This window comes from Pantoea sp. V106_11, from assembly GCF_029967885.1.
Taxonomy (GTDB): domain Bacteria; phylum Pseudomonadota; class Gammaproteobacteria; order Enterobacterales; family Enterobacteriaceae; genus Pantoea; species Pantoea ananatis.
This window is the reverse complement of the sequence record NZ_JASCAK010000032.1, coordinates 85,970-111,288: the sequence shown is the minus strand read 5'-3', so window position 1 is coordinate 111,288 and position 25,319 is coordinate 85,970. Positions and strand designations below refer to the sequence as shown.

Sequence of the window (25,319 nt, the reverse complement as noted above, 5' to 3'; positions counted from 1 at the left end):
ATTAAAAAAATAAACCATTAAAATTCAGTGAATTATACTTAAGTACAGGTTTTTTCGCCTAAAGACTGACATGTGTTACTTGAGCCTTTTACCATATGGTCTACATTATTCAGCAGTGCAGGACGCACTCATCAGGATGATGCGCTCAGGAATGTTGGGATAACGAAGAGCGGCTGGAATGGAAATGGCTATGGATGGGAGCCGGAAAAGGAAAGGGATACGCTCAGGAGTTGAGCAGGCGCAGGATTAACCGGGACGTTGTGAGCCGAAACGGATTTGAAACATGATTCCTTCTGCTGAAGGTATGAAATAAGGCGACAGCTTGAGCTGTCGCCTTTTTTCTTTGTCTGGTTTCTGCTAGATTTCGCCGCAATTCTATACTGAATAAAAAACACCGGGACCGAACATCATGAAGCAACCTGCAAGCGCTGCGAAAGGTAAGCCTGTCGCCAAAGCTAAACGTAAATCGCGTGAAGATATCAATAATGAAGCGCGCGATCGTAAACGCGATAAAAAGCATCGTGGCCATGCGTCAGGCAGCCGTGCTAATCCGCAAACGCAGAGCAACAACGGCAAGCAAAGCGCCGCCGCGAAAGACCCGCGTATTGGCAGCAAGAAGCCAGTGGCATTGATCGCTGACGAAAAGGCCGCACCGGCAAAAGCGAAAAACGTTGCGGCCAAACCGGCGAGGGAGAAAAAAGTGTCTCTCACGCCTGAAGAGGAGCTGGCGCAGCTGGAGAACAGTGAGCGCCTGGATGCGCTGCTCGATCGTCTTGAAAAGGGTGAGACGTTGTCATCAGAAGATCAGGGCTGGCTTGACGTGACGCTGGATCGCATTGATGAACTGATGGAACAGCTTGGTATTGAAATGGACGAAGAGGAAGACCAGGAGGCGGAAGAGGATATGTATCGCCTGCTAAAAGGTAACTAAGCTGTATTGATCGGCATGCGCGCATGCGCATGCCATGCTTAACAGGTAAACGACAATGTTTTGGCCTGGATCAATTTTCGTGTTGTTGATGACATGTTATCTGCTGTGGTTATTGTTTAAACTACGGCGACTGTCGCGTCTGAAGCAGCGTTTACGTCGGGTTTCCGCCCGCTCACCTCTCTTTCCTTCTGGATCGCGACCTTTACGACGGCAACGTAAGCGGAAGGAGTGAGCATGTCAGCAATGCAGATCAAGTGGGACCAGGCGTTAATTGAAAAATATAACTCTGCCGGTCCGCGTTACACGTCTTATCCCACCGCCTTAGCGTTCAACGATAAGTTTACCGATAACGACTTCAGACACGCCATTGAACGTTATCCGCAACGTGCTTTATCGCTGTATATCCACATCCCGTTCTGTCATCGCCTGTGCTACTTCTGTGGCTGCAATAAGATTGTCACGCGTCAGCTGCATAAAGCCGACCGTTATCTGAATGCGCTTGAGCAGGAGATCACTGCCCGCGCACCGCTGTTTAAGGGTCGTCAGGTTAGCCAGCTGCACTGGGGCGGCGGAACGCCCACGTTCCTTAATAAACAGCAAATCAGCCGGCTGGTGGCGCTGTTGAAGCAGCACTTTACCTTTATCGACGACGCAGAGATGTCGATCGAGGTCGATCCACGTGAAATTGAACTGGATATGATCGATCACCTGCGCGCGTGTGGTTTCAATCGCCTGAGCATGGGCGTGCAGGATTTCAATAAAGCCGTGCAGGAGCGGGTGAATCGTGTACAGGATGAAGCGGTCATTTTTGCCTTGATGGCGCGGGCGCGCGAGCAGGGATTTCGTTCAACCAGCATCGATTTGATTTACGGGTTGCCGCTGCAAACGCCTGAAAGCTTCGCTTATACCTTGCAGCGCGTTATCGCATTGGATCCCGATCGCCTCAGCGTCTTTAACTATGCCCATCTCCCCGCGCTGTTCGCCGCACAGCGTAAAATTAAAGAAGATGAGCTGCCCTCAGCACAGCAGAAGCTGGATATCCTCCAGCAGACCATTACCACGCTGACCCAACAGGGCTATCAGTTTATTGGTATGGATCACTTTGCTAAACCGCAGGACGAGCTGGCAGTCGCGCAACGTGAAGGAAAACTGCACCGCAACTTTCAGGGTTATACGACACAGGGCGACAGTGACTTGCTGGGGCTTGGCGTATCTGCGATTAGCATGATCGGCGACAGCTATGCGCAAAACCAGAAAGGGCTTAACGACTGGTACAGTCAGGTTGAAAAACAGGGCCATGGCCTGTGGCGCGGATTACTGCTGAGTGAAGACGACTGCTTACGTCGCGACGTGATTAAAAGGCTGATCTGCAATTTCTCACTTGATTTCAGCACGGTCGAAGCGCAGTGGAATATTCAGTTTGAACGCTATTTTGCGGAAGACATGGCGCTGTTAGAACCGCTGATTAGTGATGGGCTGGTGGAGCAGCATGCAACGGACCTGAGAGTGACGGGAGCCGGACGCTTGCTGATTCGAAATATCTGTATGTGCTTTGATGCGTATCTACGTCACAAGGCGCGGCAGCAGCAGTTTTCACGCGTCATATAAAAAAGCCGGAGCAGCCTGCGCTGTTCCGGCAGTGGATTTCTTATTCCATCCCCAGTTCTTTGAGCTTACGCGTCAGGGTATTTCTCCCCCAACCCAGCAAACGTGCCGCTTCCTGTTTGTGGCCCTGAGTATGACGGAGCGCCGTGGTCAGCAACGTACGCTCCATCTCCGGCTGGGCTTCAGACAGTAGATTTTGATGACCGGAACGCAAGGCGCGGTCAGCCCACTGCGCCAGCAGGGTTGCCCAGTTATCCGGCAACGACTGAGTAGGGCTTTCCGGGGTACTGGATTCAAACAGCTCTGGCGGAAGATCCTGGATCAGCACTTCCTGTCCCGCAGCCATAACGGTTAACCACCGACAGGTATTCTCCAACTGGCGCACGTTACCCGACCAGTGCAGACGTGTCAGCGCGGTTTCGGTTTCCGCGTGCAGAATCTTGGCCTCAACCCCCAGTTCCCGTGCCGCAACCTGGAGGAAATAACGGGCCAGACGCGGGATATCCTCACGGCGCTCACGCAACGGCGGCAGATGCACGCGGATGACGTTCAGACGATGGAATAAATCCTCACGGAACTTGCCTTCCTGCACCCGCAGTTCAAGGTTCTGATGCGTTGCGGCAATAATACGGACGTCAACTTTTACCGGCGCATAGCCGCCGACGCGGTAAAATTGCCCGTCAGCCAGAACGCGCAGCAGTCGTGTCTGAACATCCAGCGGCATATCGCCGATTTCGTCTAAAAACAGCGTGCCGCCATCAGCCTGTTCAAAACGGCCCTGACGGATCTGATTGGCACCGGTAAACGCCCCTTTTTCATGACCAAACAGTTCTGACTCGATCAAATCCTTGGGAATCGCGGCCATATTCAGGGCAATAAACGGCGCTTTGCTGCGAGGGCTGTGGCGATGCAGCGCATGCGCAACCAGTTCTTTACCCGTACCGGATTCCCCGTTGATCAGGACGCTGATCGACGAGCGAGAGAGACGGCCAATAATACGAAACACATCCTGCATGGCGGGCGCTTCGCCGATAATATCGGTGGTCGGGCCGCTGACAGGCTGATTACGTGGCTGCTGCTGTTCCTGATAGTGGCTGATGGCGCGCTCGACCAGCGCAACAGCCTCATCAATATCAAACGGCTTGGGCAGATAATCAAAGGCCCCTTGCTGATAGGCACTGACCGCGGCATCCAGATCGGAGTGCGCCGTCATGATGATGACCGGGAGCATGGGATGGCGCTGTTTAATCTGTTTTAGCAGCGTCAGCCCGTCCATTCCGGGCATACGAATGTCTGACAATAAAACGTCCGGCGTTTTTGTCGCTAATGCGTTCAGCACGTCGTTCGCACTGTCAAAGGTCGCACAGCTCAAACCGGCTCCAGTGAGCGCGCGTTCAAGCACCCAGCGGATGGAGCTATCGTCATCGACGATCCAGACTATCCCTCGTTGCATAGAAACCTCACTGGCGAATAGGCAGGTAAACCGAAAATTCGGTATGACCTGGCCAACTGTTAAACTCAATTTTTCCTGAATGCTGATCAATCAGGCTACGGGCAATAGAAAGACCTAAACCGGTTCCGCCTTCACGTCCGCTTACCATCGGATAAAACAGCGTATCCTGAAGCTGAGCCGGAATGCCGGGACCGTCATCTTCGATATCAATACGGGCGACCAGGCGATACCGCGTACCGTGCAGCGTCAGCTGAAAGGCGGTACGGGTGCGAATGACTATCGTGCCACCGTCCTCGCCCAGCGCCTGCAGCGCATTACGCACCACATTCAGCAGTACCTGTTCAATCTGGTCGGGATCGTGGGGCAACTCCGGCAGGCTGGGATCGTAATCGCGGACCAGAGACACATTTTCTGGCAGCTCCATTGAGACCAGGTTGACCACCCGTTCGGCGACCTGATGAATACTCTGGGTGATGTGCATCCCGGGCTGTTGCGGCCCTAATAAGCGATCCACCAGATTCCGCAGGCGATCGGCCTGTTCAATAATGACTTTGGTATATTCATTCAGCGCGGGATCGGGCAGGGCGCGAGACAGCAGCTGGGCCGCACCGCGCAGTCCGCCTAACGGATTTTTAATCTCATGAGCCAGCCCACGCACCAGATCGCGTGCCGCAACCTGCTGAGCATGCTGGAGTTGTTCCTGGCTCAGGCGACGTTGATTATCCATGGGCGCCATTTCCAGCAAAATCAGGCCATCAGGCAAGCGCTGCGCTGTCAGCGACATAATATGTGCCCGACCATCGACCACCAGGGTAACTTCACTGTCCGTAAAGCCCTGGCCCGCCTCAAGACTCTCGCGCATTACCTCGACATTCAGCGAAAAGTAGCCGGTCAGTTCAGGTAACGGCGTGCCGAATAATTTACGCGAGCTTTGCGCCAGTAATTGCTGTGCCGCGGGGTTGGCGTAGTGAATAACCAAATCGTTATCCACCAACAAAATACTGTTGATTAAGGTATTGAGAATCTGCCCGGCATCGGGCAGTGAGGCAGTTGCCATACAGCGTTCCTCTGCACTGATTTAGTGCATTGTAATCTTTAAGCCGGAATTAAAGCGAATGAACGATGAATTCGCGGAGAAAAAAGCCCATCCGAAGATGGGCTAAAGTTTCCACGGCAACAAAAAAACGTTTCAGACTATCGGTGCCGCCTTTGCAAGATCTGTCTGCGGCACCCATTTGCTTATTCTGAAATTAAACGCTGTAGTACAGTTCGAACTCAACCGGGTGCGGCGTCATGCGCACACGATCGTTTTCGGATTTACGCAGTTCGATATAGGCATCGATCGCGTCATCAGTGAACACGCCGCCACGGGTCAGGAACTCGCGGTCTTCGTTCAGGGCAATCAGCGCTTCTTCCAGTGAACCTGCAACTTTTGGAATTTCAGCTTCTTCTTCCGGTGGCAGGTCATACAGGTTTTTGTCCATCGCATCGCCAGGATGGATCTTGTTGATGATGCCATCAAGACCCGCCATCAGCAGTGCGGTAAACGCCAGGTATGGGTTAGCCGCTGGATCCGGGAAGCGCGCTTCAATACGACGTGCTTTCGGGCTGGCAACAACCGGGATACGGATTGAGGCTGAACGGTTACGCGCTGAATAGGCCAGCATCACCGGCGCTTCATAACCCGGCACCAGACGCTTGTAGGAGTTGGTGGTTGGGTTCGCCAGGGCGTTAATAGCTTTAGCATGCTTGATGATGCCGCCAATGTAGAACAGCGCCATTTCAGACAGGCCGCCGTACTTATCGCCAGAGAACAGGTTCTGACCGCCTTTAGACAGCGACATATGGCAGTGCATACCGGAACCATTATCACCAAACATCGGTTTTGGCATAAAGGTCGCCGTTTTGCCGTAGGCATGAGCCACGTTGTGAACGACATATTTGTAGATCTGAATTTCGTCAGCTTTTTTGGTCATGGTATTGAAGCGTGTAGCCACTTCGTTCTGACCTGCTGTTGCAACTTCATGGTGATGGGCTTCAACAACCAGACCCATTTGCTCCATGGTCAGACACATGGCAGAACGGATGTCCTGTGATGAGTCAACCGGTGGAACCGGGAAGTAACCACCTTTCAGGCCTGGACGGTGGCCTTTGTTGCCGCCTTCGTATTCTTTGCCGGTGTTCCAGGCTGCTTCGATATCGTCGATAGCAACATGAGAACCCGAAGTTGAAGAACCAAAACGAATATCGTCAAACAGGAAGAACTCTGGCTCTGGGCCAAACAGAACGGTATCCGCAATGCCTGAAGAACGCAGGTAATCTTCCGCGCGCTTAGCGATAGAACGTGGATCGCGGTCATAGCCCTGCATGGTGCCTGGCTCAAGAATGTCGCAACGAATGATCAGGGTAGAATCTTCAAAGAAAGGATCCATTACCGCCGTGGTTGCATCCGGCATCAGCACCATGTCTGATTCGTTAATGCCTTTCCAGCCGCCGATGGAAGAGCCATCGAACATCTTGCCTTCTTCGAAGAAGTCAGCGTTAACCTGGTGAGCCGGAATAGTAACGTGCTGTTCTTTACCTTTGGTATCGGTAAAACGCAGGTCAACAAACTTAACTTCATGCTCGTTCATCATCGAGAGAACGTGTTCAGCGGACATACTCAACTCTCCTGGAAATGGTCATTGTCTACATGGCGAGAACCGGGTTACGGAATAGACGACTGTTAACTGTCTTTCCTGAATCTGATCCTGACCAGCTCTGTAACCGTTGTCTTACATCGTTTTCATCTGGATAATACAAAGCGAATTCTGTGCCAACTTTATTTCTTTGCACAAAATCGCGCTGTCATGCACCTTTTTGTCATAAAGGTCATGCACCATGATAGTTGCATTGCACTGTTTGTGTGCGGTTGGGTTGAAAGTGAGCACTTTTTTGGTGCAAAACATCGACGCAGTGCAAATTTTGCACGCCTATTAGTGCGATTTTGCGACAATGCAATAAACTTTCAGTGAAAAGTGTGATCGTGTTCAGTCTCCCGCTTAATCCGTGTACAATACCGCGTTATTTCTAATGCCTGAGGCAAAAAAGCTGTGATCGAAAATTTGCGTAACATCGCCATCATCGCGCACGTTGACCATGGAAAGACCACCCTGGTTGATAAACTGCTGCAACAGTCCGGTACTTTCGATGCCCGTACTGAAGCCACCGAGCGCGTGATGGACTCCAATGATTTGGAGAAAGAGCGTGGGATTACCATCCTCGCAAAAAATACCGCCATTAAATGGAACGACTACCGTATCAACATCGTTGATACCCCAGGACACGCCGACTTCGGTGGTGAAGTTGAACGCGTAATGTCTATGGTGGATTCGGTACTGTTGGTTGTAGATGCGATGGATGGCCCTATGCCGCAAACCCGCTTCGTAACCAAAAAAGCGTTCGCGCATGGTTTGAAGCCGATTGTGGTTATCAACAAAGTTGACCGTCCTGGCGCGCGTCCTGATTGGGTTGTTGATCAGGTATTTGACCTGTTCGTTAACCTGGATGCGACTGACGAGCAGCTCGACTTCCCTATCATTTTCGCCTCGGCGCTGAATGGTATTGCCGGTCTTGAGCACACAGACATGGCTGACGATATGACCCCGCTGTATCAGGCTATTGTCGACCATGTATCGCCTCCACAGGTTGAAGCGGATGCCCCGCTGCAGATGCAAATCTCTCAGCTGGACTACAACAACTACCTGGGCGTTATCGGTATCGGCCGCATCAAGCGCGGTAAAGTGAAGCCTAACCAGCAAGTCACTATCATTGATAGCGAAGGTAAAACCCGTAACGGTAAAGTCGGTAAAGTGCTGACTCACCTGGGCCTGGAGCGTATTGACAGCGACCTGGCAGAAGCAGGCGATATCATTGCGATTACCGGTCTGGGCGAGCTGAACATTTCTGACACCATTTGTGATCCGCAGAACGTGCAGGCGCTGCCAGCACTGAGCGTGGATGAGCCAACGGTTACCATGTTCTTTAACGTCAACACCTCTCCGTTCTGCGGTAAAGAAGGTAAGTACGTGACGTCTCGTCAGATCCTTGAGCGTCTGAACAAAGAACTGGTTCACAACGTAGCACTGCGTGTTGAAGAAACCGAAGATGCTGACGCGTTCCGCGTATCGGGCCGTGGTGAGCTGCACCTGTCTGTTCTGATCGAGAACATGCGTCGTGAAGGTTTCGAACTGGCGGTATCCCGTCCGAAAGTTATCTTCCGCGAATTCGAAGGCCGTAAGCAAGAGCCCTTCGAGAACGTGACGCTGGATATCGAAGAAACGCATCAGGGTTCAGTCATGCAAGCCATGGGCGAGCGTAAAGGCGACCTGAAAAACATGGATCCAGATGGCAAGGGCCGCGTACGTCTTGACTACGTGATCCCAAGCCGTGGCCTGATCGGTTTCCGTAACGAATTTATGACCATGACCTCAGGTACCGGTCTGCTGTACTCCACCTTCAGTCACTACGATGATATTCGTGCGGGCGAAGTGGGCCAGCGTCAGAACGGCGTGCTGATCTCTAACGGTCAGGGTAAAGCGGTTGCGTTCGCCCTGTTCGGTCTGCAGGATCGCGGCAAGCTGTTCCTGGGTCACGGTGCAGAAGTTTATGAAGGCCAGATCATCGGTATTCACAGTCGTTCTAACGACCTGACTGTAAACTGCCTGACCGGTAAGAAGCTGACTAACATGCGTGCTTCCGGTACTGACGAAGCGACGACGCTGGTTCCACCTATCAAAATGACACTTGAGCAGGCTATCGAGTTCATTGATGATGACGAACTGGTCGAAGTGACCCCTCAGTCAGTGCGTATCCGTAAACGTCACCTGACTGAAAACGACCGTAAGCGTGCTTCACGCGGCGGTAAAGACGCATAACTGCGCTGTAGGAAGCCCCGTTTAAACGGGGCTTTTTTTTTCCTGCGCGATTGCTACCCAGAGTTAAATCTACCTTAAACCAGCCCGTAACTTCTTCTCTCCGCCCTTTCAACGTTGTGTCGTCGTGCCTTAATTTACTGTTTCTGTTTTTCTCGTCCAGGCTGCCTGTTCAGGCTGCGCTTTTACCGCTAGAGTGAATGATCCAGGGAACCCGAGGAGGCACCATGCTGTATATCTTTGATTTGGGCAATGTGATTATCGATATCGACTTTAACCGCGTACTGGGCGTCTGGAGTGACCTCAGCCGCGTGCCGCTGGCCTCGCTTCAAAGCCACTTCCATATGGATGACGCATTTGAACAGCATGAGCGTGGCGAAATCAGTGATGAGGCCTTTGCAGAAGCCCTGTGTGAGAAGCTGGATATCGCGCTGAGCTATGAACAGTTCGCGGCAGGCTGGCAGGCGGTTTTTGTTGGTGTCCGGCCGGAGACGCTGGCCGTAATGCACCAGCTAAGACAGGCGGGACATCGGGTGGTGATTCTCTCCAACACCAACGCCCTGCACTGTACCTTCTGGCCAACGCAATATCCTGACGTACAGCAGGCGGCTGACAAGATCTACCTGTCACAGGAGCTGGGCATGCGTAAACCTGAAGCGAGAATCTATCAGCATGTGTTAGATGCTGAAGGGGTGAGCGCCGATCAGGCCGTGTTCTTCGATGACAATGCCGCGAATATTGAGGGCGCGCGGGCGCTGGGAATTAACAGCGTGCTGGTAACCGACAGCACAACCGTGCCGGACTGGTTTGCAGGTCAGCATTAAGCCATGAAGTTACGTCATTTTCGCCCCGGGCTTCATGCGTTCTGGTTGTGGCTTAAGCTGCTTTGGAAGCGCATTGATAATGATGCCATGACGACGCAGGCAGGCAACCTGGCCTTTGTCTCGTTACTGGCGCTGGTGCCGTTGATTGCCGTGGTCTTTGCGCTGTTTGCTGCGTTTCCTGTGTTCTCTGATATTAGCGTACAGCTTAAGAATTTTATTTTTACCAACTTCATGCCCGCTGCGGGTAACACGCTGCAACGTTACCTTGAGCAGTTTGTGGCAAACGTGCACCGGATGACGGCCGTGGGCGCGGTGGGGTTGATCGTAACGGCGCTGTTGCTCATGCATTCCGTGGATTCGGCGCTGAATGCGATCTGGCGCAGCGACAAAAAGCGGCCGCTGGTCTATTCCTTTGCGGTTTACTGGATGATATTAACGCTCGGGCCCTTGCTGGCGGGTGCCAGTTTAGCCATCAGCTCTTATCTGCTGTCGCTGAAATGGATCAACGTGACGGGCGTAACCAGCCTGGTCGATCAGATGCTGCGTTTCTTTCCGCTGCTCTTATCGTGGCTGTCGTTTTGGCTGTTATACAGTATTGTCCCGACACAGCGGGTTCCTTCGCGCGATGCGTTGACGGGGGCGCTGGTCGCCGGACTGTTGTTTGAGCTGGGGAAAAAGGGCTTTGCGCTCTATGTTACGATGTTCCCGTCTTACCAGCTGATTTATGGTGTGCTGGCGGTGATCCCCATTTTATTCCTGTGGGTTTACTGGACCTGGTGTATCGTACTTCTCGGTGCGGAAATTACCGTGACCTTAGATGACTACCGCCAGTTCAAACGGCAGGAAAGAGAAAAAGAACGAGAGGACGGATGATTGCTTTAATTCAACGCGTTCAGCGTGCCAGCGTCAGTATTGATAACGCTGTTGTGGGTGAAATCGGACAGGGATTGTTAATACTGTTGGGCGTTGAAAAAGGTGATGATGACAAGCGCGCCGAGCGGCTGGCGGAGCGCGTGTTGGGCTATCGTATTTTTAGTGACGACCAGGGCAAGATGAACCTGAACGTCAAACAGGCGGGCGGAAGTGTGCTGGTGGTGTCTCAGTTTACGCTGGCTGCCGATACGCAAAAGGGCATGCGCCCCTCATTTTCCGGCGGGGCTGAGCCACAAGAAGCAGAACGGCTGTATGACTATTTCAGCGCGTGTTGCCGTCGCCATGACGTGATGACCGCGAATGGCCGTTTCGCCGCGGATATGCAGGTCGCGCTGGTCAACGACGGGCCAGTGACATTCTGGTTACAGGTATGACGCCGCATACCGCGCGGTTAAACCTCCGCCATCCCGCATCAGACCGAGAGAAACATTTTATGTATCATCTTCGTGTGCCACAAACGGCGGAAGAGCTGGATGTCTATTATCAGTTCCGCTGGGAAATGTTACGAAAGCCGCTGCATCAACCCCAGGGTTCTGAACGTGATGCCTGGGATGCGTTAGCGCATCATCAAATGGTAGTGGATGAGCAGGGTAAACCCGTTGCGGTGGGGCGACTTTACATCAATGCGGATAATGAGGCGGCGATCCGTTTTTTAGCCGTACACCCAACCGTTCAGGGGAAAGGCCTGGGCACGCTGGTGGCGATGACGCTGGAGTCGGTCGCGCGTCAGGAAGGCGTCAAACGTGTGACGTGCAGTGCGCGTGAGGATGCGGTGGCGTTCTTTGCCAAGCTCGGATATGTCAATCAGGGCGAAATTACCGCTCCACAGACCACGCCGGTGCGCCACTTTCTCATGATTAAGCCGGTTGTTACGCTGGATGATATCTTACACCGCGCGGACTGGTGCGGGCAGCTACAGCAGGCCTGGTACGAGCACATCCCCCTGAGTGAAAAAATGGGCGTGCGGATTCTGCAATATACCGGGCAAAAATTTATTACCACCATGCCGGAAACAGGTAATCAAAACCCGCATCATACCTTGTTTGCCGGAAGCCTGTTTTCGCTGGCCACGCTTACCGGCTGGGGGCTGATCTGGCTGCTGCTGCGTGAGCGCCATCTCGGTGGCACCATTATTCTGGCCGATGCGCATATTCGCTATAGCCGTCCGATCACCGGCAGGCCGGGTGCTATTGCCGACCTTGGCTCACTGAGTGGCGATCTCGATCGCCTGGCACGGGGTCGCAAAGCCCGTGTTCAACTGGACGTGCAGCTATTCGGTGATGATGAGTGTGGTGCGGTATTTGAAGCGGTGTACATCGTGTTGCCTGTGGATCCGGACGGGCCGCTCGAAGAGGGCGGCTCAGGGGCGCGCATCAATTAAACGACAGGGCCGCGATTGCGGCCCTGTGTGTTTTACTTCATCTGACCTGCCTGCATGGTCTGCTGCAGTTGCTGGCTGTCTGTATTCACCGACAGCGTGGCGTTAACCGACGGTGCCAGCGGCTGATCGGCCTTTAGGGAGGCATTCAGGCGCAGCTGGAAATTGCTGTCGCCTTCCAGAGGAAGGGCGGGCCAGCCCCAGTTTTGTAAGACATTGACGGGTACGCCGCGACCAGTCAGGTTAAGGCTAACCGGGCGGTCGGTTTGCTGACCTACGGTTGCCGTGCCTTCCAGTAAACCCTTAGCGCTAAACGCGCTGAGTTCCGTCACCCTGATCTGCCGATCGTCAGCCTCCAGCGCAATGGACGGATGGCGTAAATCCGTGCGGTTAAAAGTAGACTCCGCTGCATTCAGGCTCAGTTTCCCTGACCAGATCCCCCATTGATGCTGACGGGCCAACTGCAGATTCTCACCATTGCCATCCAGTGAGGTAAGCTGGAAAGGAAACGCAGGATTGATGTCGATAATCAAATTGCGGTTTGAGGTGAAACGGGTCACGGTAATCCCATCCAGCCAGTCAGGAAGGGGATCCTGCCATAACGCCCGCCAGTTCTGTGGCAGCGTATATTCCAGGCCCGCGACGGCCAGGTTATTCAGTGTTAAGCGTCTGTCGTTACGTGACCAGTTACCGTCAGCCCGGATCACGCCGTTGGCCCAGCGTGAGCTGAACTGGGTCAGGGCAATCCCCTGTGGCGAGAAGTCCATATTGATAATGGGATCGTTGAGCTCGAATTTGCCATTGATAAAGTTGCCTGCGTTCATCGCCAGTGAGCCATCCTGACTCTGCCAGTCCCGGCCTTTCCAACTGATATTTTTCAATGTCAGATCGAGATCGGTTACCGCCCAGTCAGGGCCCTGCAGCCGGGCATCGGTAATATCGACGCGGTTCAGCGTAACCGAGGGCACCTCTTCAAACGGCTTCAGGAAACCGACAAGCGAGCTGGCGGTTTGCAAACGGATATCGTTCAGGCGGAGCTGATTGATCTTCCAGTTTCCCTGCGCATCGCGCTCTCCGTTACCGGTCATCGAGCCCCGGGCTAAATCCGCGCCGATGTTGCTAAACGTCATGCGGCCCTGGGACACGTTGCCCTGAATCAGCACGTTTTCACCTGCCACGCTGTTGAGCGTCATCTTGCCTGCACTCATCTGGAACTGTGCATCTCTACCCAGCACATCGTCGGGCAAGGGTTTCCACGGCAGAATGCCGCCATTCACCTGCAGTGCGGAAAGCGGTAAAACGGAAGCGGGACTGTCGATGCGCATGTTGTTCAGTTGCAGGCGATCGGCCTGCACGGGTAAGGCGCTATTCCTGGCCAGATTGGTCAGGTTAACCTCACCGTCACGGAGCTCTATGCTGGCAAAATGGAAGGGATCGCTGAACTGCATCAGGGCGATGCCAAGATCGACGCGTTTGGCGACCAGCACGGCCGGTTGTCCGTCATGGCCAAAACTGAAGTCATCCAGAATAATGTGTGTAGGTGATGAAAAGTTATGTTCGATTTTGCTCAGCGACAGATGCCATTCCGTTTTGTCGCTCACCCAACGGCTAAACCAGCCCGCGCCCCACTGTGTTTGCAGCAGTACATACAGCACCACTAACGCAAACAGTAGTAGTAACAATAAGGTAAGGAAAAACTTTCCTATAAATTTCATCGTATCCTTCCCGGGTTCAGTCCGCTGAAAGGTTGTTATGCCTGAATTATCGTTATAGCTCAACCGCCTGGATGTAAATCAGCATAAATAGCAGGCAGGCCGCAGCCTGCCTTAAAACGACTTTTCCGGTGGAAAGACGAGATTAAGCACAATCGCTGTGATGCCCCCTGCGGCAATGCCGGAAGACAGTAAGGTTTTCAACCAGTCCGGTGCAAACTGCAAAATCAGCGGTTGCTGTGACACGCCAAGTCCTGCGGCCAGTGAGAGGGCGATAATCATGATTGCACGCCGGTTGAGCGGCTCTCTGGAGACAATACGCACGCCGGATGCGGCGATGGTACCAAACATCACGATAGTTGCGCCGCCCAGAACCGGCTCAGGAATATGCTGCACCAGTCCACTCACCGCCGGAAACAGACCCAGCAGGATAAGCATCAGCGCCACAACAAAACCAACATAGCGGCTGGCAACGCCGGTCAGCTGGATAACGCCGTTATTCTGCCCAAAACAGGAGTTAGGAAAGGTATTGAACAGGGCAGAGACAAATGAGTTCAGGCCGTTAGCGAGCACGCCGCCTTTCAGGCGCTTCATATAGATGGGGCCGCTCACCGGTTGTTCCGATACATCTGAGGTTGCGGTGATATCACCAATCGTTTCCAGTGAGGTCACCATAAACACCAGCATGAGCGGGATGAGCAGATTCCAGTCAAAACCCAGACCGTAATAAAGCGGAGTCGGCAACGCAACGATCGGCTGATCGGCCGGTGTGCTGATGGATGGCAGCATATTCATCGCCCAGGCCAGCAGGTAGCCCACCGCCATTGCAATCACCAGGGAGGCAACGCGGAGATAAGGATTTTTTTGACGGTTCAGAAGGATAATCACGACCAAAACGACGCCGGCCAGCAGCAGGTTTTTCGGTGCGCCGAAACTGTGATCGTTCATGGCGGCAAAGCCGCCGCCGACGGAGGTGAGGCCAACCTGAATAAGCGATAACCCAATGATCATTACGACAATACCGGACACCAGGGGCGTGATGATACGGCGAGCCAGGTGCAGCACCCGTGAGAGTACCATTTCCGTGCAGGATGCGACCATCAGCGTTCCAAACAGCGCCGCCATCATCGTGGGCACATCTGCGCCGCCGTTCTTCAGCGCCATCCCACCCATAATCAGCGGTGTGACAAAGTTAAAGCTGGTGCCCTGAATAGACAGCAAACCTGAGCCAACCGGCCCCCACGTTTTAATTTGCAGCACTGAGGCTACGCCAGAGGCAAACAGGGACATGCTGATGATGTGCTGTGTGTCCTGCGCCGGTAAACCCAATGCCTGGCAGATGAGCAGCGCGGGCGTAATCACCGCAACGAACATGGCCAGCAAATGCTGACCGGCTGCAAACAGGGTTTGCGCAAGCGGCGGGCGATCTTCCAGGCGGTAGATCAGTTCACTTTTACTGACGGATGAGGAGGCTGGCTGCTGATTGGTCGACATTGTAACGGTTCCCAAAAAAAGTGAGGCGATTGTAATCTGCAACGGCTCAAAAGCAAACGTTTGCTAACGGTGGCAAAAAAGTGTCAGGCGTTGCTGTAGCGGCCGGTTTCCGGCAGCCAGCGCTCGATTAGGGCCTGTGCCTGTTCAGGATAGTGCTGGTGGATATGCCGTGCGACGCGTTGAACTTCAGGAATCATGGCCTGATCGCGCAGGAGATCGGCAACCTTAAACTCAGCATTACCGGTCTGGCGCGTTCCCAACAGTTCACCCGGCCCCCGAATCTCCAGATCGTGTTGGGCAATCACAAAGCCGTCGTTGCTGTCGCGTAGCACCTGCAAACGCTTCTGCGCCGTTTTGCTCAGCGGCGCTTTGTACAGCAGCACACAGTGAGAGGCAACCGCACCCCGTCCCACGCGTCCGCGTAGCTGGTGCAGCTGAGCCAGCCCAAGCCGTTCCGGGTTTTCAATAATCATCAGGCTGGCGTTTGGCACGTCCACGCCGACTTCAATTACGGTAGTAGCGATTAACAGCTGGATCTCGTTCGCTTTGAAAGCCTGCATGACTGCCAGCTTTTCCGCCGGTTTCATACGACCATGCACCAGTCCCACCCGCAAATCAGGCAGCGCCACGTTGAGTTCTTCCCATGTGGCTTCTGCCGCCTGGGCTTCCAGCAGGTCCGATTCTTCAATCAACGTACAGACCCAGTAAGCCTGACGGCCCTCGTGACAGGCCTTTTGTACGCGCTCAATAATCTCACTGCGACGGCTGTCCGGAATGGCAACGGTCGTGACCGGCGTCCTGCCTGGCGGCAATTCGTCAATGGTTGATGTATCCAGATCGGCATAGGCGGTCATGGCCAGCGTGCGCGGAATGGGAGTGGCGGTCATGATCAGCTGATGGGGATGAAAACCCTGCTCCTCCCCCTTTTCCCATAGCGCGAGCCGTTGATGAACACCAAACCGGTGTTGCTCATCAATAATCACCAGCGCCAGCCCGTTGAACTTCACCTGCTCCTGAAACAGTGCATGTGTGCCAACGACCATGGCGACATTACCGCTCGCGATGGCGTCCTGCTGCGCCTGACGCGCTTTGCCTTTTTGTTTACCTGCCAGCCAGCCAACTTCCAGACCCAGTGGCGCGAGCCATTGACGAAAATTGATTGCATGCTGTTCGGCCAGCAACTCTGTCGGTGCCATCATCGCCACCTGTTTGCCATGAGCAATAACGTTCAGGGCGGCGAGGGCGGCAACTAACGTTTTTCCTGAGCCGACGTCTCCCTGGACCAATCGCAACATGGGGAAGTCATTGGCCAGGTCTTTCTCAATCTCGGCGACCACGCGTTTTTGGGCAGAAGTGGGCGAAAAAGGCAGAGCGGCCAGTAACTGGTCACTCAATGTATGCCGGGCAGGCATGGGCAGAGCATAATGGCGCTGTGCGCCAGCTCTGACGGCCAGCATACTCAGGTTATGCGCCAGCAGTTCTTCCAGAATCAGCCTGCGCTGTGCAGGATGGTGCCCGCTTTCAAGTTCGCTGAGTTTCACATCTGGCGGTGGCCGATGCAGCGTATGTAAGGCCTCGGGCAGGCTAATCAGTCCGCCGCTTAACGCCTGCGGCAACAGTTCCGTAATCGGGCAGTTTTCCAGCAAAGTTAACGCCTGGTCGGTAAGGTTGCGCAGCGTCGCCTGACGAATGCCATCAGTTGTGGGATAAACGGGCGTCAGGGTTTCTTCCAGCGTCACGGTGCTGTGCTCGCCCTGTACACGGTATTCCGGATGAATGATTTCTGCACCGCGCTGGCCACGTTTTATTTCACCATAGGCGGTGACACGTCTGCCCGGCGCGAGGCTGTTTTTCATCCCGGCATTAAAGTTGAAGAAGCGCATGCTCAGCACGCCGCTGCCGTCACTGATTTGGCACACCATCATGCGCCGGCGGCCAAAAGTAATCTCGGTATGCAGGACATCGCCTTCAACAGTTGCCCAAATGCCCGGTAACAGGTCATTAATGGCATAAAGTTGGGTACGATCTTCATAACGCAGGGGAAGGTGAAGCAGTAAATCCTGAATGGTATGCAGGCCAATTTTAGCCAGCTTTGCCGCCTGACTGGCGCCGACGCCGGTCAGGGTACTGAGCGGGATGGCATCCAGCAGACGGCCTTTCATTTCTTACTTCTGCCTGTAGATTGCATCGTTGCCCACCAGGTTTCATCGGCTTCTATCTCGCCCTGAGCATTGATATAAGGATACGGCATGCGCTTGTGCTTTGCCACGCGGGCCAGAACGGGATAGCCGCCCTCAAACAGCAGGCGCTGTTGCTCTTCCGGGGCTAAAAGGCTGGTCTGACGTTGATACATACCGGCATTTTGACGCTGGCGCTGCGCTTCATAAAGAATCAGGGCAGATGCAACGGAAACGTTGAGTGACTGAACCATACCGACCATCGGAATAATGATATGACGATCGGCCAACGCCAGAGCTTCATCAGTAATACCGGTTTTTTCCTGCCCCATCAAAATGCAGGTGGGTTTGGTGTAATCAATCTCACGAAAATCCACGGCGTCAGCAGAGAGGTTGGTCGCCAGTATCTGCATGTTTTGCGTTTTAAGATGGCTAATGGCGTCGTTGATTGAGCGGTGCGTTACCACGTTCACCCAGCTGTTACTGCCGGCCGATGCCGACGCCTGGGTGCGCATGCGCTGGCTGGGCCATACGGCATGGACCTCATGAATCCCCACCGCGTCGGCGGTACGAATGACAGCGGAAACGTTATGAGGCTTATGCACCTGCTCCATGCAGACGGTAAGGTCGTGCTGGCGCAGGGCCAGCATTTCCTGGATACGAGCAAAGCGTTGAGGATTCATGCACTAGTTACGGTTGCGGTGAACTTTGATCACATCCGGCATCACACGAATCTTACGCATGATATTCGCCAGGTGGACGCGATCGCGTGCGGTCAGACGGATAAAGGCACTGTAAACGCGGCCATCGCGCTCTTCAGTATTCAGACTCTGGATATTGGAACCGGCAGTATTAATGGCTGCCGTGAGATTAGCCAGTGCACCCTGGTGGTTAAACATATCCACCTTGATCTCAGCCACAAACTCCTGTTCGGTGACTTTATCCCACTCTACCGGCATGAATTTTTCTGGCTCTTTTTGGTAGCCGCGAATATTTCGACAGGATTCATGGTGAACAACCAAGCCTTTACCGGGGCTGACGTGAGCGACAATGGGATCGCCAGGAATAGGGCGACAGCATTTCGCAAAGGTAATCAGCACACCGTCTGCACCTTTGATGGGCAGCTTGCCTTGTTTTTTGTTATTGCTGAGCGTGCTGGTGTCGGTCTGGAGCAGGTTCTTGGCCACGACCACGCTCATTGCATTACCCAGACCGATTTCCGCTAACAGATCGTCCAGTGACGTCAGTTTCATGCGATCAAGCTCATGCTTGATGTTTTCAGCCGGTACTTCCGCCAGTTTACGACTGCCGCCCATTGCATGGCTGAGCAGGCGACGTCCCAGGTTTACCGAGTCTTCGCGCTTGAGGTTTTTCAGTAGCTGACGGATCTTAGCGCGAGCTTTGGAGCTCACCACGAAGTTGAGCCAGGCAGCGTTAGGACGCGCGCCGGGCGCGGTGATGATCTCGATAGTTTGGCCGCTGGTGAGCGTCTGAGACAGCGGATAAGGCTGACGATCAACGCGCGCGCCTACACAAGCATGACCAATATCGGTATGTACCGCGTAGGCGAAATCGACCGGCGTGGAGCCTGTCGGCAGTTCGACGATACGGCCTTCTGGCGTAAAGACGTAGATCTCATCCGGGAAGAGATCGGATTTCACGCTTTCGATGAATTCAAATGAACTGCCGGCGCTCTGTTGCAGTTCAAGCAGGCTTTGCAGCCAACGCTGAGCGCGGATTTGCGCCGTGGTACCGCTTTCGCCTGCCTGCTTATAGGCCCAGTGCGCGGCAACCCCCATTTCAGCCATCTGATCCATATCTTCGGTACGGATTTGCACCTCAACCGGTACGCCATGTGGCCCGATCATCGAGGTATGCAAAGATTGATAGCCGTTAGCTTTGGGGATTGCAATATAGTCTTTTACCCGGCCCGGACGCGGCTTGTACAAGCTGTGCATCTGACCCAGCACGCGATAACAGGTATCTAAATCCTTGACGATAACGCGAAAGGCATAGATATCCATGATCGAGTGAAAACGCTGCTCTTTGAGCGTCATTTTGCGGTAGATAGAGTAAAGGTGCTTTTCGCGCCCACTTACCCGGCAGGGGATACCGGCTTCCTGCAGGCGGCCATCGATTTCAGAGAGGATTTTTTGAATCATCTCTTTACGGTTGCCGCGGGCCGCTTTCACGACCTCTTTAATCACCCGAAAACGATTGGGATAGAGCGCTTCAAAACCGAGCTCTTCCAGTTCTGTTTTTAGGTGATGAATACCCAGGCGGTGCGCCAGTGGACTGTATATTTCCAGCGTTTCGAGCGCGATGCGACGACGTTTATCGGGACGTAACGACCCGAGCGTTCGCATGTTGTGGGTACGGTCAGCCAGCTTGATGAGAATGACACGGATATCCTGCACCATCGCCATAATCATCTTGCGGAAGTTCTCTGCCTGCGCCTCTTTCTTGTCACGGAATTTCAGCTTATCCAGCTTTGAAACGCCTTCAACCAGTTCGGCAACGCTCTTGCCAAACAGCTGTTCCATATCCTGATAGGTGGCTGGCGTGTCTTCAATAACATCGTGCAAAAGCGCGGCCATGAGCGTTTCATGGTCGAGCTTCATTTCTGCCAGAATACAGGCTACTGCAACAGGATGGGTGATGTAAGGCTCGCCGCTGGAGCGTGTCTGTCCCTCGTGGGCATCACGTGACACAAGATAAGCTTGCTTGAGGCGCTTAATCTGGTCCTCAGGCAAGTATTGTTCAATCAGTTGATTGAGACTTTCAAACAGATACAAGGTTGACCTGCAGCTAGCTGTTAACGACGACCTTCAGCGATAGCGGTAACGGCCTGTAACTCAGCGGCTTCCTGCTCTTGCTGCTCCTGACGATCACGCACATCTAAAATCTGATTGGTGACCAAACCTTCTTCGATTTCGCGCAGTGCGATAACGGTAGGTTTATCGTTCTCTTCCGGAACCAGCGGATCTTTTCCGCCTACCTGCATCTGACGTGCACGACGTGCAGCGACCAACACCAGGTCAAAACGATTACCAACTTTTTCTACTGCGTCCTGAACGGTTACGCGTGCCATAGGTGTGCTACTCCACAGATGAAGAAATGACTCGGCATCATACTGAAACTGGGTTCAGACTGCCAACAGTTTGCTGATTAAAGCATCATGGCGCGCTTTCTGACGGGCCATGCGCAGACGTTCTGCGCGAATAATGGTTTTCAGATCCGATAACGCCAGATCAAAATCATCATTCACAATTAAATAGTCGTATTCGGCGTAGTGGCTCATTTCTGCCACGGCCTGTGCCATCCGACGTGCAATGACCTCTTCGCTGTCCTGACCGCGACCACGCAGGCGACGATCCAGTTCTTCTTTCGAAGGCGGCAAGACAAATATGCTGCGCGCTTCTGGCATCTTAGCGCGAATTTGCTGCGCGCCCTGCCAGTCAATATCAAGAAAAACGTCCACGCCGGTCGCCAGGACCTGTTCAATTGCCTTACGCGAGGTGCCGTAATAGTTGTCGAAAACTTTCGCGTGCTCCAGAAAAGCATCTTCCGCGATCATTTTTTCGAACTCATGCTGTTGAACAAAGAAGTAATGTTCACCATGCGCTTCGCCCGGACGCATACCACGGGTGGTATGGGAAACAGACACTTGCGTATCATACAGCGGCTGCGTTTTTAACAGTGCCTGAATCAGACTGGATTTTCCTGCACCACTGGGCGCAGAAACAATATAGAGCGTACCTTGGGCCATGATTTTCTTGAATTGATTAAGTGCGGAGTCGGTTTCCTGCACAGTATACACAGCTTCCCCGCCCCACGCAGCGTTTGCGCCATCCTCAAAGCGAAAAGTTTATGCGACATGCTACGCAGCCCAGTCCGCAGCAGCTGAAAACACAACTCTTTGTTCGCCTAACCCGTTCCAGAACACAGGAACAGGGCTGGCTCAGCCTGATGTTCAGAGATTGAATGGTTCAAAATCAGGAGGTGACGGATGAGAGGGATGTTTATTGTTGGGCTGCTACTGATATTCAGCACGTTTTCTTCCCTTGCGGCTTTGTGCCCCGCCTGGACGTCAGCGCGTGCCGTCAATGAGATCGCGCATTTGCAACAGCAACTTCGGCAGTGGGATAAGGCGTATTTCCAGCAAGGGCGCTCGCTGGTTAGTGACGCAGACTACGATAGCTTGCAGCAGCGGCTTAACCACTGGCAGCGCTGTTTTACTCAGGCTGCGGATGAATATGTGCCTGCCTTGCCTGAGGACGGTACGCAGTGGCATCCCGTTGCGCACACCGGCGTTAAAAAAGTACGGGATAAACGTGCGCTGGGTTACTGGATGCAGGCACGAAACGATCTTTGGGTACAACCAAAAATCGATGGCGTTGCCGTCTCCCTGATCTATCGACAGGGAAAACTGGTCTCGCTAATCAGCCGCGGCGATGGGTTACACGGCGAGCAGTGGCTGGCGAAAGCCCGTCATATTCCTGCCATTCCATCGGTTATCGACAGTCAGCAAGGCAGCATCGTCCTGCAGGGCGAGCTTTTTTTGAAGATGACCGGTCATCAGCAGGCTGTGGACGGCGGCAGGAATGCCAGAGCCCGTGTGGCAGGGGCAATGATGAGCCAGGCTGACTCGCCGCTGCTGGCACAACTGGGTATTTTTATCTGGAGTTGGCCTGACGGGCCGGCGAGTATGCCTGAACGTCTGGCCCGGTTGAGCTCATGGGGCTTTGACCTCGCCAGCCACTGGACTCAACCCGTTCAGGATGAAGAGGATGCGGCAAGCTGGCGCGAGCGCTGGTTTCACGCGCCCTTGCCTTTTGTTACCGACGGTATTGTTGTGCACCAGGCTGCCCGCCCGGCAGGAAAGTACTGGCAGCCCGGTGAGGGTGAGTGGGCCATCGCCTGGAAATACCAGCCACCGGAGGTGAGCAGTGAGGTACGATCCGTAGATTTCTCAATAGGACGAACGGGAAAGGTGGCGGTCGTACTGAATCTTCAGCCCGTTCAGCTTGATGACAAAACCGTCAGGCGTGTCAACATAGGGTCGTTAAAACGCTGGCGAGAGCAGGATGTCATCGCGGGAGATCAGGTGACGGTTAGCCTGGCAGGACAGGGAATTCCCCGGCTGGAGCGCGTTATCTGGCGCGTGGCGCAGCGTGATTACCCTGAGCCACCGGGTTCTGAGCACTTCACTCATCTGAGTTGTTATACGTTAACACCGGATTGCCATCGCCAGTTACTGGCTCGCTTGAGCTGGCTGAGTCAAAAGTTCGTGCTGAATATTCCCGGCGTTCAGCGCAGCACCTGGCAGCGACTACTGGATACCGGTTGTATTACGCACCTGTTTTCCTGGCTGACGATTACGCCAGAACAGATTGCCGCTGCAGCAGGCATCTCCTCTGAAAGAGCACAGCAAATCTGGCATAGGTTCGAATTGACCCGCCAGCAACCTTTGCGTCGCTGGGTTAACGCATTGGGCATCGCGTTGCCCCAAAAGGCACTTCGCGCCCTGGCCGATAAAGAGTGGGAACCCTTGCTGGCTCGTGATGTGCAAACCTGGCAAGCGCTGCCCGGCGTGGGCGCAAGGCGTGCTGAACGCATTGCCGCACAATTTCAGGATGCCGGGCTGCGGAAGTTGATTACCTTTTTGCAGCAGCAGGGCATCCCGGCATCATCAGTGTTCAGGGTGGGGATAATTGAAGATGGGCAAGCCGAGCCGAAACCGCAGTGCCAGCAGGCGGGCAAAGAAACCGAAAAGTAAGGTGATGATGATCACCAGCTCATGTGCCAGAGGCGTTTTCAGTAGCAGGATGTACATCCAGCCAGAAGCGAAAGCGATACCGGCGTAAAGCTCTTTTTGAAAAACCAGCGGGATACGATTACAAAACATATCACGCAAAACCCCACCAAATACGCCGGTGATGACGGCACTTATCGCGGCAATGATCATGGCATGACCTGAATCCAGCGCAACCTGAGCGCCAATGATGGAGAACACCACCAGACCCAGCGCATCCAGAACCAGAAATACCTTGCGCAGATGTGTCATCAACGGCGCGGCAAAGGTGGTCACCACGGCAGCCGCGGCGACGATCATGATGTACTCAGGATGCTTTACCCAACCCAGTGGATAATGGCCAAGTAGAATATCGCGTACTGAACCCCCGCCTATCGCGGTCACAGAAGCAATAATGATCACGCCAAACAGGTCCATTTTACGACGGCCGGCGGCAAGTGCACCCGTCATCGCTTCAGCGGTGATACCAATGATATAGAGAACAGTAAGTAACATAGCAGGCTCCAGAAAGACGGCGGCAAGGCTACGCCACTGAAGAGCACGGCGCGACTGAGATTTTCTGTTAGTGACGTTAAAAGTATTAGTAAAAATTATCCCGTTCGGGATAAGACATTAATAATCAATAAGGTGCATGGGGGAAGACACCAGTAGAGATGAAATTTTTTATTGGTTTTAATCCAGACACGCCAGGGGGCGCTGACGCATTGCCCTGATCTTGTTCTGTGCCATGACATTATGTTGGTCTAAACAGGGAAAGGAAACAACGCAAGAAAGCCATGCAGGGTGAAAACCTGTTGGGTGAATGGCAGCCCGCATGCAGAGGCCGGTGAAAAGCAGGACAGAATCCGCAGGAATAACCAATAACGGAAAGGGCTGTGTGTTCTCAAAAAAACGTGCTGACTGGCAGCACGTGAAGCCCTTTTTTCAGATGCCTGAAGTCCAAATACCTTCTTATCGCGGTACGTTCCTGATACAAACCTGGAAAAAGGTTTTCAGATTAAATTGATACTCGGGTTGAAACCAGACCCGGCCATAACAGCAGTAAGCCAGCATCCTTACTGAAATCATTGCCAGATAGCCCCATAACGCGCATAACACTGAAGGCGTGCTCCACACAGTCAGCAGCGTAATGATCAGTCCAACGAATACGGATGATATTTCACAAAAAGCGATATCGGAATACTGCTTTTCGCGCTGCAAGATCGCGCGGTAATGTTGACCCTGAGGGATGATAATAAAGATGACCGCTGCCATCTCCAGCATCATGGTAATCTCTGGCTGGTTAAAAAGATGATCGGCAACAATGCCGGAAATAAAAAGCGCAGAAAAAATGAGGAGGCCCATTAACACATTCCCCCAATATATGACAGACAACGTATTGTCGGAGAGGGGAGAATAGCGAATCACTTTGTTTGAAAAACCGCGATCCGCCAGTGTATCTATGACCAAAAGGCCGGCAATCACGACAGCCAGAAAATTGAATGCTTCTGCCTGCAGGATTTTACCCAGCAGGGAAAGTTGCAACACGCCAATGCTTAAGATTTTTATTGATGAAAGAAAGGGCCATTTAGCGTCAATAATATTTATTTTACGTATAGCCATGGTTTTTTCCATCGTGTAAATAATTATAGTGGTAAGCGGAGGTGAAATCCTGGCTTAGCGTTTGGTCTGTTTATACAGGTTATATTAACGGTCAAGCTGATGCTGTCGCGAACGGATCTATAGCGCGCATATTTCCCCTGGTGATGCTGAATCCCTGTTGTTGTTTTAATTATCCAGACGTCATTCATAATTATAACATTCATGATGCCATAATGAATGTCACTGAACGCCTTTATTATATCGTTATATAAGTATTGCTGTGTGTAGGTGATTTATAGCGCTTTTTATTAGAAATAACATCATAAGGAAAATCTGATATACGATTTGAGATAGGCGTTAATATTGAGTGGCTGCATGATTTTTTTTGACTAACAGATAAAATCTACATATTTATTTGTGCCAGAATTCGGTGTGACTATCCAGCATAAAAGAGTGTGGAATAAAAAAGGCTTTTAAACACTGTACATAGGCACGCTGTGAAA

General features: G+C 53.1%; 20 protein-coding genes. 8 read left to right on the top strand and 12 right to left on the bottom strand.

What is annotated here, in order from left to right; translation table 11 throughout:
• Positions 1-409: 409 nt before the first annotated feature.
• The gene (yihI, locus tag QLG08_RS17315; protein WP_014604730.1) at positions 410-931 is read left to right on the top strand and encodes a Der GTPase-activating protein YihI; all 522 of its coding nucleotides are present in this window, start codon (positions 410-412) and stop codon (positions 929-931) included.
• Between the two features lie 234 nt (positions 932-1,165).
• The gene (hemN, locus tag QLG08_RS17310) at positions 1,166-2,539 is read left to right on the top strand and encodes an oxygen-independent coproporphyrinogen III oxidase (RefSeq protein WP_088900799.1); all 1,374 of its coding nucleotides are present in this window, start codon (positions 1,166-1,168) and stop codon (positions 2,537-2,539) included.
• A 40-nt stretch (positions 2,540-2,579) separates the two neighbouring features.
• On the opposite strand, the gene glnG is transcribed toward hemN, so the two are convergent.
• The 3 genes from glnG to glnA all read right to left on the bottom strand — a co-directional run bounded on the left by glnG (position 2,580) and on the right by glnA (position 6,649).
• On the bottom strand, positions 2,580-3,989 hold the full coding sequence (gene glnG / locus QLG08_RS17305) for a nitrogen regulation protein NR(I) (RefSeq protein WP_014332989.1): 1,410 nt from the start codon (positions 3,987-3,989) through the stop codon (positions 2,580-2,582).
• A gap of 7 nt (positions 3,990-3,996) precedes the next feature.
• On the bottom strand, positions 3,997-5,046 hold the full coding sequence (gene glnL, locus QLG08_RS17300) for a nitrogen regulation protein NR(II) (protein WP_014332990.1): 1,050 nt from the start codon (positions 5,044-5,046) through the stop codon (positions 3,997-3,999).
• Between the two features lie 193 nt (positions 5,047-5,239).
• Positions 5,240-6,649, bottom strand: coding sequence for a glutamate--ammonia ligase (glnA, locus tag QLG08_RS17295; protein ID WP_014332991.1), 1,410 nt, complete (start codon positions 6,647-6,649; stop codon positions 5,240-5,242).
• A gap of 432 nt (positions 6,650-7,081) precedes the next feature.
• Between glnA and typA the strand changes: the two genes are divergently transcribed.
• The 5 genes from typA (at position 7,082) to fabY (ending at position 12,040) form a co-directional block, all read left to right on the top strand.
• Positions 7,082-8,905: a ribosome-dependent GTPase TypA gene (typA, locus tag QLG08_RS17290; protein WP_014332992.1), complete on the top strand. Its 1,824-nt coding sequence runs from the start codon at positions 7,082-7,084 to the stop codon at positions 8,903-8,905.
• A 224-nt stretch (positions 8,906-9,129) separates the two neighbouring features.
• A complete protein-coding gene (gene yihX / locus QLG08_RS17285; RefSeq protein WP_014332993.1) occupies positions 9,130-9,726 on the top strand; it encodes a glucose-1-phosphatase in 597 nt (198 codons plus the stop codon).
• A gap of 3 nt (positions 9,727-9,729) precedes the next feature.
• Positions 9,730-10,599, top strand: coding sequence for a virulence factor BrkB family protein (locus QLG08_RS17280; protein ID WP_013027778.1), 870 nt, complete (start codon positions 9,730-9,732; stop codon positions 10,597-10,599).
• On the top strand, positions 10,596-11,033 hold the full coding sequence (gene dtd, locus QLG08_RS17275; protein ID WP_013027777.1) for a D-aminoacyl-tRNA deacylase: 438 nt from the start codon (positions 10,596-10,598) through the stop codon (positions 11,031-11,033). The genes QLG08_RS17280 and dtd overlap by 4 nt, the downstream gene beginning before the upstream one ends.
• 59 nt (positions 11,034-11,092) lie before the next feature.
• Positions 11,093-12,040, top strand: coding sequence for a fatty acid biosynthesis protein FabY (gene fabY, locus QLG08_RS17270; protein WP_026020958.1), 948 nt, complete (start codon positions 11,093-11,095; stop codon positions 12,038-12,040).
• A 32-nt stretch (positions 12,041-12,072) separates the two neighbouring features.
• Here fabY and QLG08_RS17265 read toward each other — a convergent pair whose 3' ends face one another.
• The 7 genes from QLG08_RS17265 to gmk all read right to left on the bottom strand — a co-directional run bounded on the left by QLG08_RS17265 (position 12,073) and on the right by gmk (position 21,189).
• On the bottom strand, positions 12,073-13,752 hold the full coding sequence (locus tag QLG08_RS17265) for an AsmA family protein (protein WP_238493036.1): 1,680 nt from the start codon (positions 13,750-13,752) through the stop codon (positions 12,073-12,075).
• Between the two features lie 111 nt (positions 13,753-13,863).
• On the bottom strand, positions 13,864-15,243 hold the full coding sequence (locus QLG08_RS17260; protein ID WP_014332996.1) for a uracil-xanthine permease family protein: 1,380 nt from the start codon (positions 15,241-15,243) through the stop codon (positions 13,864-13,866).
• An 83-nt stretch (positions 15,244-15,326) separates the two neighbouring features.
• Complete coding sequence (gene recG, locus QLG08_RS17255; protein WP_072137337.1) at positions 15,327-17,405, bottom strand: ATP-dependent DNA helicase RecG; 2,079 nt, start codon at positions 17,403-17,405, stop codon at positions 15,327-15,329.
• Positions 17,402-18,103, bottom strand: a complete 702-nt coding sequence (gene trmH, locus QLG08_RS17250; protein ID WP_013027772.1) for a tRNA (guanosine(18)-2'-O)-methyltransferase TrmH — start codon at positions 18,101-18,103, stop codon at positions 17,402-17,404. The genes recG and trmH overlap by 4 nt, the downstream gene beginning before the upstream one ends.
• Before the next feature lie 3 nt (positions 18,104-18,106).
• Positions 18,107-20,215, bottom strand: a complete 2,109-nt coding sequence (gene spoT / locus QLG08_RS17245; RefSeq protein WP_013027771.1) for a bifunctional GTP diphosphokinase/guanosine-3',5'-bis pyrophosphate 3'-pyrophosphohydrolase — start codon at positions 20,213-20,215, stop codon at positions 18,107-18,109.
• Positions 20,216-20,235: 20 nt separating this feature from the next.
• A complete protein-coding gene (gene rpoZ, locus QLG08_RS17240) occupies positions 20,236-20,511 on the bottom strand; it encodes a DNA-directed RNA polymerase subunit omega (RefSeq protein ID WP_003851346.1) in 276 nt (91 codons plus the stop codon).
• A gap of 54 nt (positions 20,512-20,565) precedes the next feature.
• Complete coding sequence (gene gmk, locus QLG08_RS17235; protein ID WP_014332998.1) at positions 20,566-21,189, bottom strand: guanylate kinase; 624 nt, start codon at positions 21,187-21,189, stop codon at positions 20,566-20,568.
• 240 nt (positions 21,190-21,429) lie between these two features.
• Between gmk and ligB the strand changes: the two genes are divergently transcribed.
• Positions 21,430-23,199 (top strand): NAD-dependent DNA ligase LigB, encoded by a 1,770-nt coding sequence (ligB, locus tag QLG08_RS17230; RefSeq protein WP_238493035.1) that lies wholly within the window; start codon positions 21,430-21,432, stop codon positions 23,197-23,199.
• On the opposite strand, the gene QLG08_RS17225 is transcribed toward ligB, so the two are convergent.
• Together QLG08_RS17225 and QLG08_RS17220 are read right to left on the bottom strand one after the other, a co-directional pair.
• The gene (locus tag QLG08_RS17225; RefSeq protein ID WP_013027768.1) at positions 23,113-23,730 is read right to left on the bottom strand and encodes a trimeric intracellular cation channel family protein; all 618 of its coding nucleotides are present in this window, start codon (positions 23,728-23,730) and stop codon (positions 23,113-23,115) included. The genes ligB and QLG08_RS17225 overlap by 87 nt on opposite strands.
• 456 nt (positions 23,731-24,186) lie before the next feature.
• On the bottom strand, positions 24,187-24,849 hold the full coding sequence (locus QLG08_RS17220) for an oligosaccharide flippase family protein (protein WP_014594911.1): 663 nt from the start codon (positions 24,847-24,849) through the stop codon (positions 24,187-24,189).
• Positions 24,850-25,319 lie beyond the last annotated feature (470 nt).

What these genes read in the sequence shown, in the direction of transcription:
- trmH (WP_013027772.1), bottom strand. Translation starts at nt 18,103, where the DNA reads ATGAATCCTCAACGCTTTGCTCGTATCCAGGAAATGCTGGCCCTGCGC.
- QLG08_RS17225 (WP_013027768.1), bottom strand. Translation starts at nt 23,730, where the DNA reads ATGTTACTTACTGTTCTCTATATCATTGGTATCACCGCTGAAGCGATG.
- glnA (WP_014332991.1), bottom strand. Translation starts at nt 6,649, where the DNA reads ATGTCCGCTGAACACGTTCTCTCGATGATGAACGAGCATGAAGTTAAG.
- rpoZ (WP_003851346.1), bottom strand. Translation starts at nt 20,511, where the DNA reads ATGGCACGCGTAACCGTTCAGGACGCAGTAGAAAAAGTTGGTAATCGT.
- yihI (WP_014604730.1), top strand. Translation starts at nt 410, where the DNA reads ATGAAGCAACCTGCAAGCGCTGCGAAAGGTAAGCCTGTCGCCAAAGCT.
- glnG (WP_014332989.1), bottom strand. Translation starts at nt 3,989, where the DNA reads ATGCAACGAGGGATAGTCTGGATCGTCGATGACGATAGCTCCATCCGC.
- QLG08_RS17260 (WP_014332996.1), bottom strand. Translation starts at nt 15,243, where the DNA reads ATGTCGACCAATCAGCAGCCAGCCTCCTCATCCGTCAGTAAAAGTGAA.
- recG (WP_072137337.1), bottom strand. Translation starts at nt 17,405, where the DNA reads ATGAAAGGCCGTCTGCTGGATGCCATCCCGCTCAGTACCCTGACCGGC.
- gmk (WP_014332998.1), bottom strand. Translation starts at nt 21,189, where the DNA reads ATGGCCCAAGGTACGCTCTATATTGTTTCTGCGCCCAGTGGTGCAGGA.
- QLG08_RS17220 (WP_014594911.1), bottom strand. Translation starts at nt 24,849, where the DNA reads ATGGAAAAAACCATGGCTATACGTAAAATAAATATTATTGACGCTAAA.
- dtd (WP_013027777.1), top strand. Translation starts at nt 10,596, where the DNA reads ATGATTGCTTTAATTCAACGCGTTCAGCGTGCCAGCGTCAGTATTGAT.
- ligB (WP_238493035.1), top strand. Translation starts at nt 21,430, where the DNA reads ATGAGAGGGATGTTTATTGTTGGGCTGCTACTGATATTCAGCACGTTT.
- QLG08_RS17280 (WP_013027778.1), top strand. Translation starts at nt 9,730, where the DNA reads ATGAAGTTACGTCATTTTCGCCCCGGGCTTCATGCGTTCTGGTTGTGG.
- glnL (WP_014332990.1), bottom strand. Translation starts at nt 5,046, where the DNA reads ATGGCAACTGCCTCACTGCCCGATGCCGGGCAGATTCTCAATACCTTA.
- hemN (WP_088900799.1), top strand. Translation starts at nt 1,166, where the DNA reads ATGTCAGCAATGCAGATCAAGTGGGACCAGGCGTTAATTGAAAAATAT.
- QLG08_RS17265 (WP_238493036.1), bottom strand. Translation starts at nt 13,752, where the DNA reads ATGAAATTTATAGGAAAGTTTTTCCTTACCTTATTGTTACTACTACTG.
- yihX (WP_014332993.1), top strand. Translation starts at nt 9,130, where the DNA reads ATGCTGTATATCTTTGATTTGGGCAATGTGATTATCGATATCGACTTT.
- fabY (WP_026020958.1), top strand. Translation starts at nt 11,093, where the DNA reads ATGTATCATCTTCGTGTGCCACAAACGGCGGAAGAGCTGGATGTCTAT.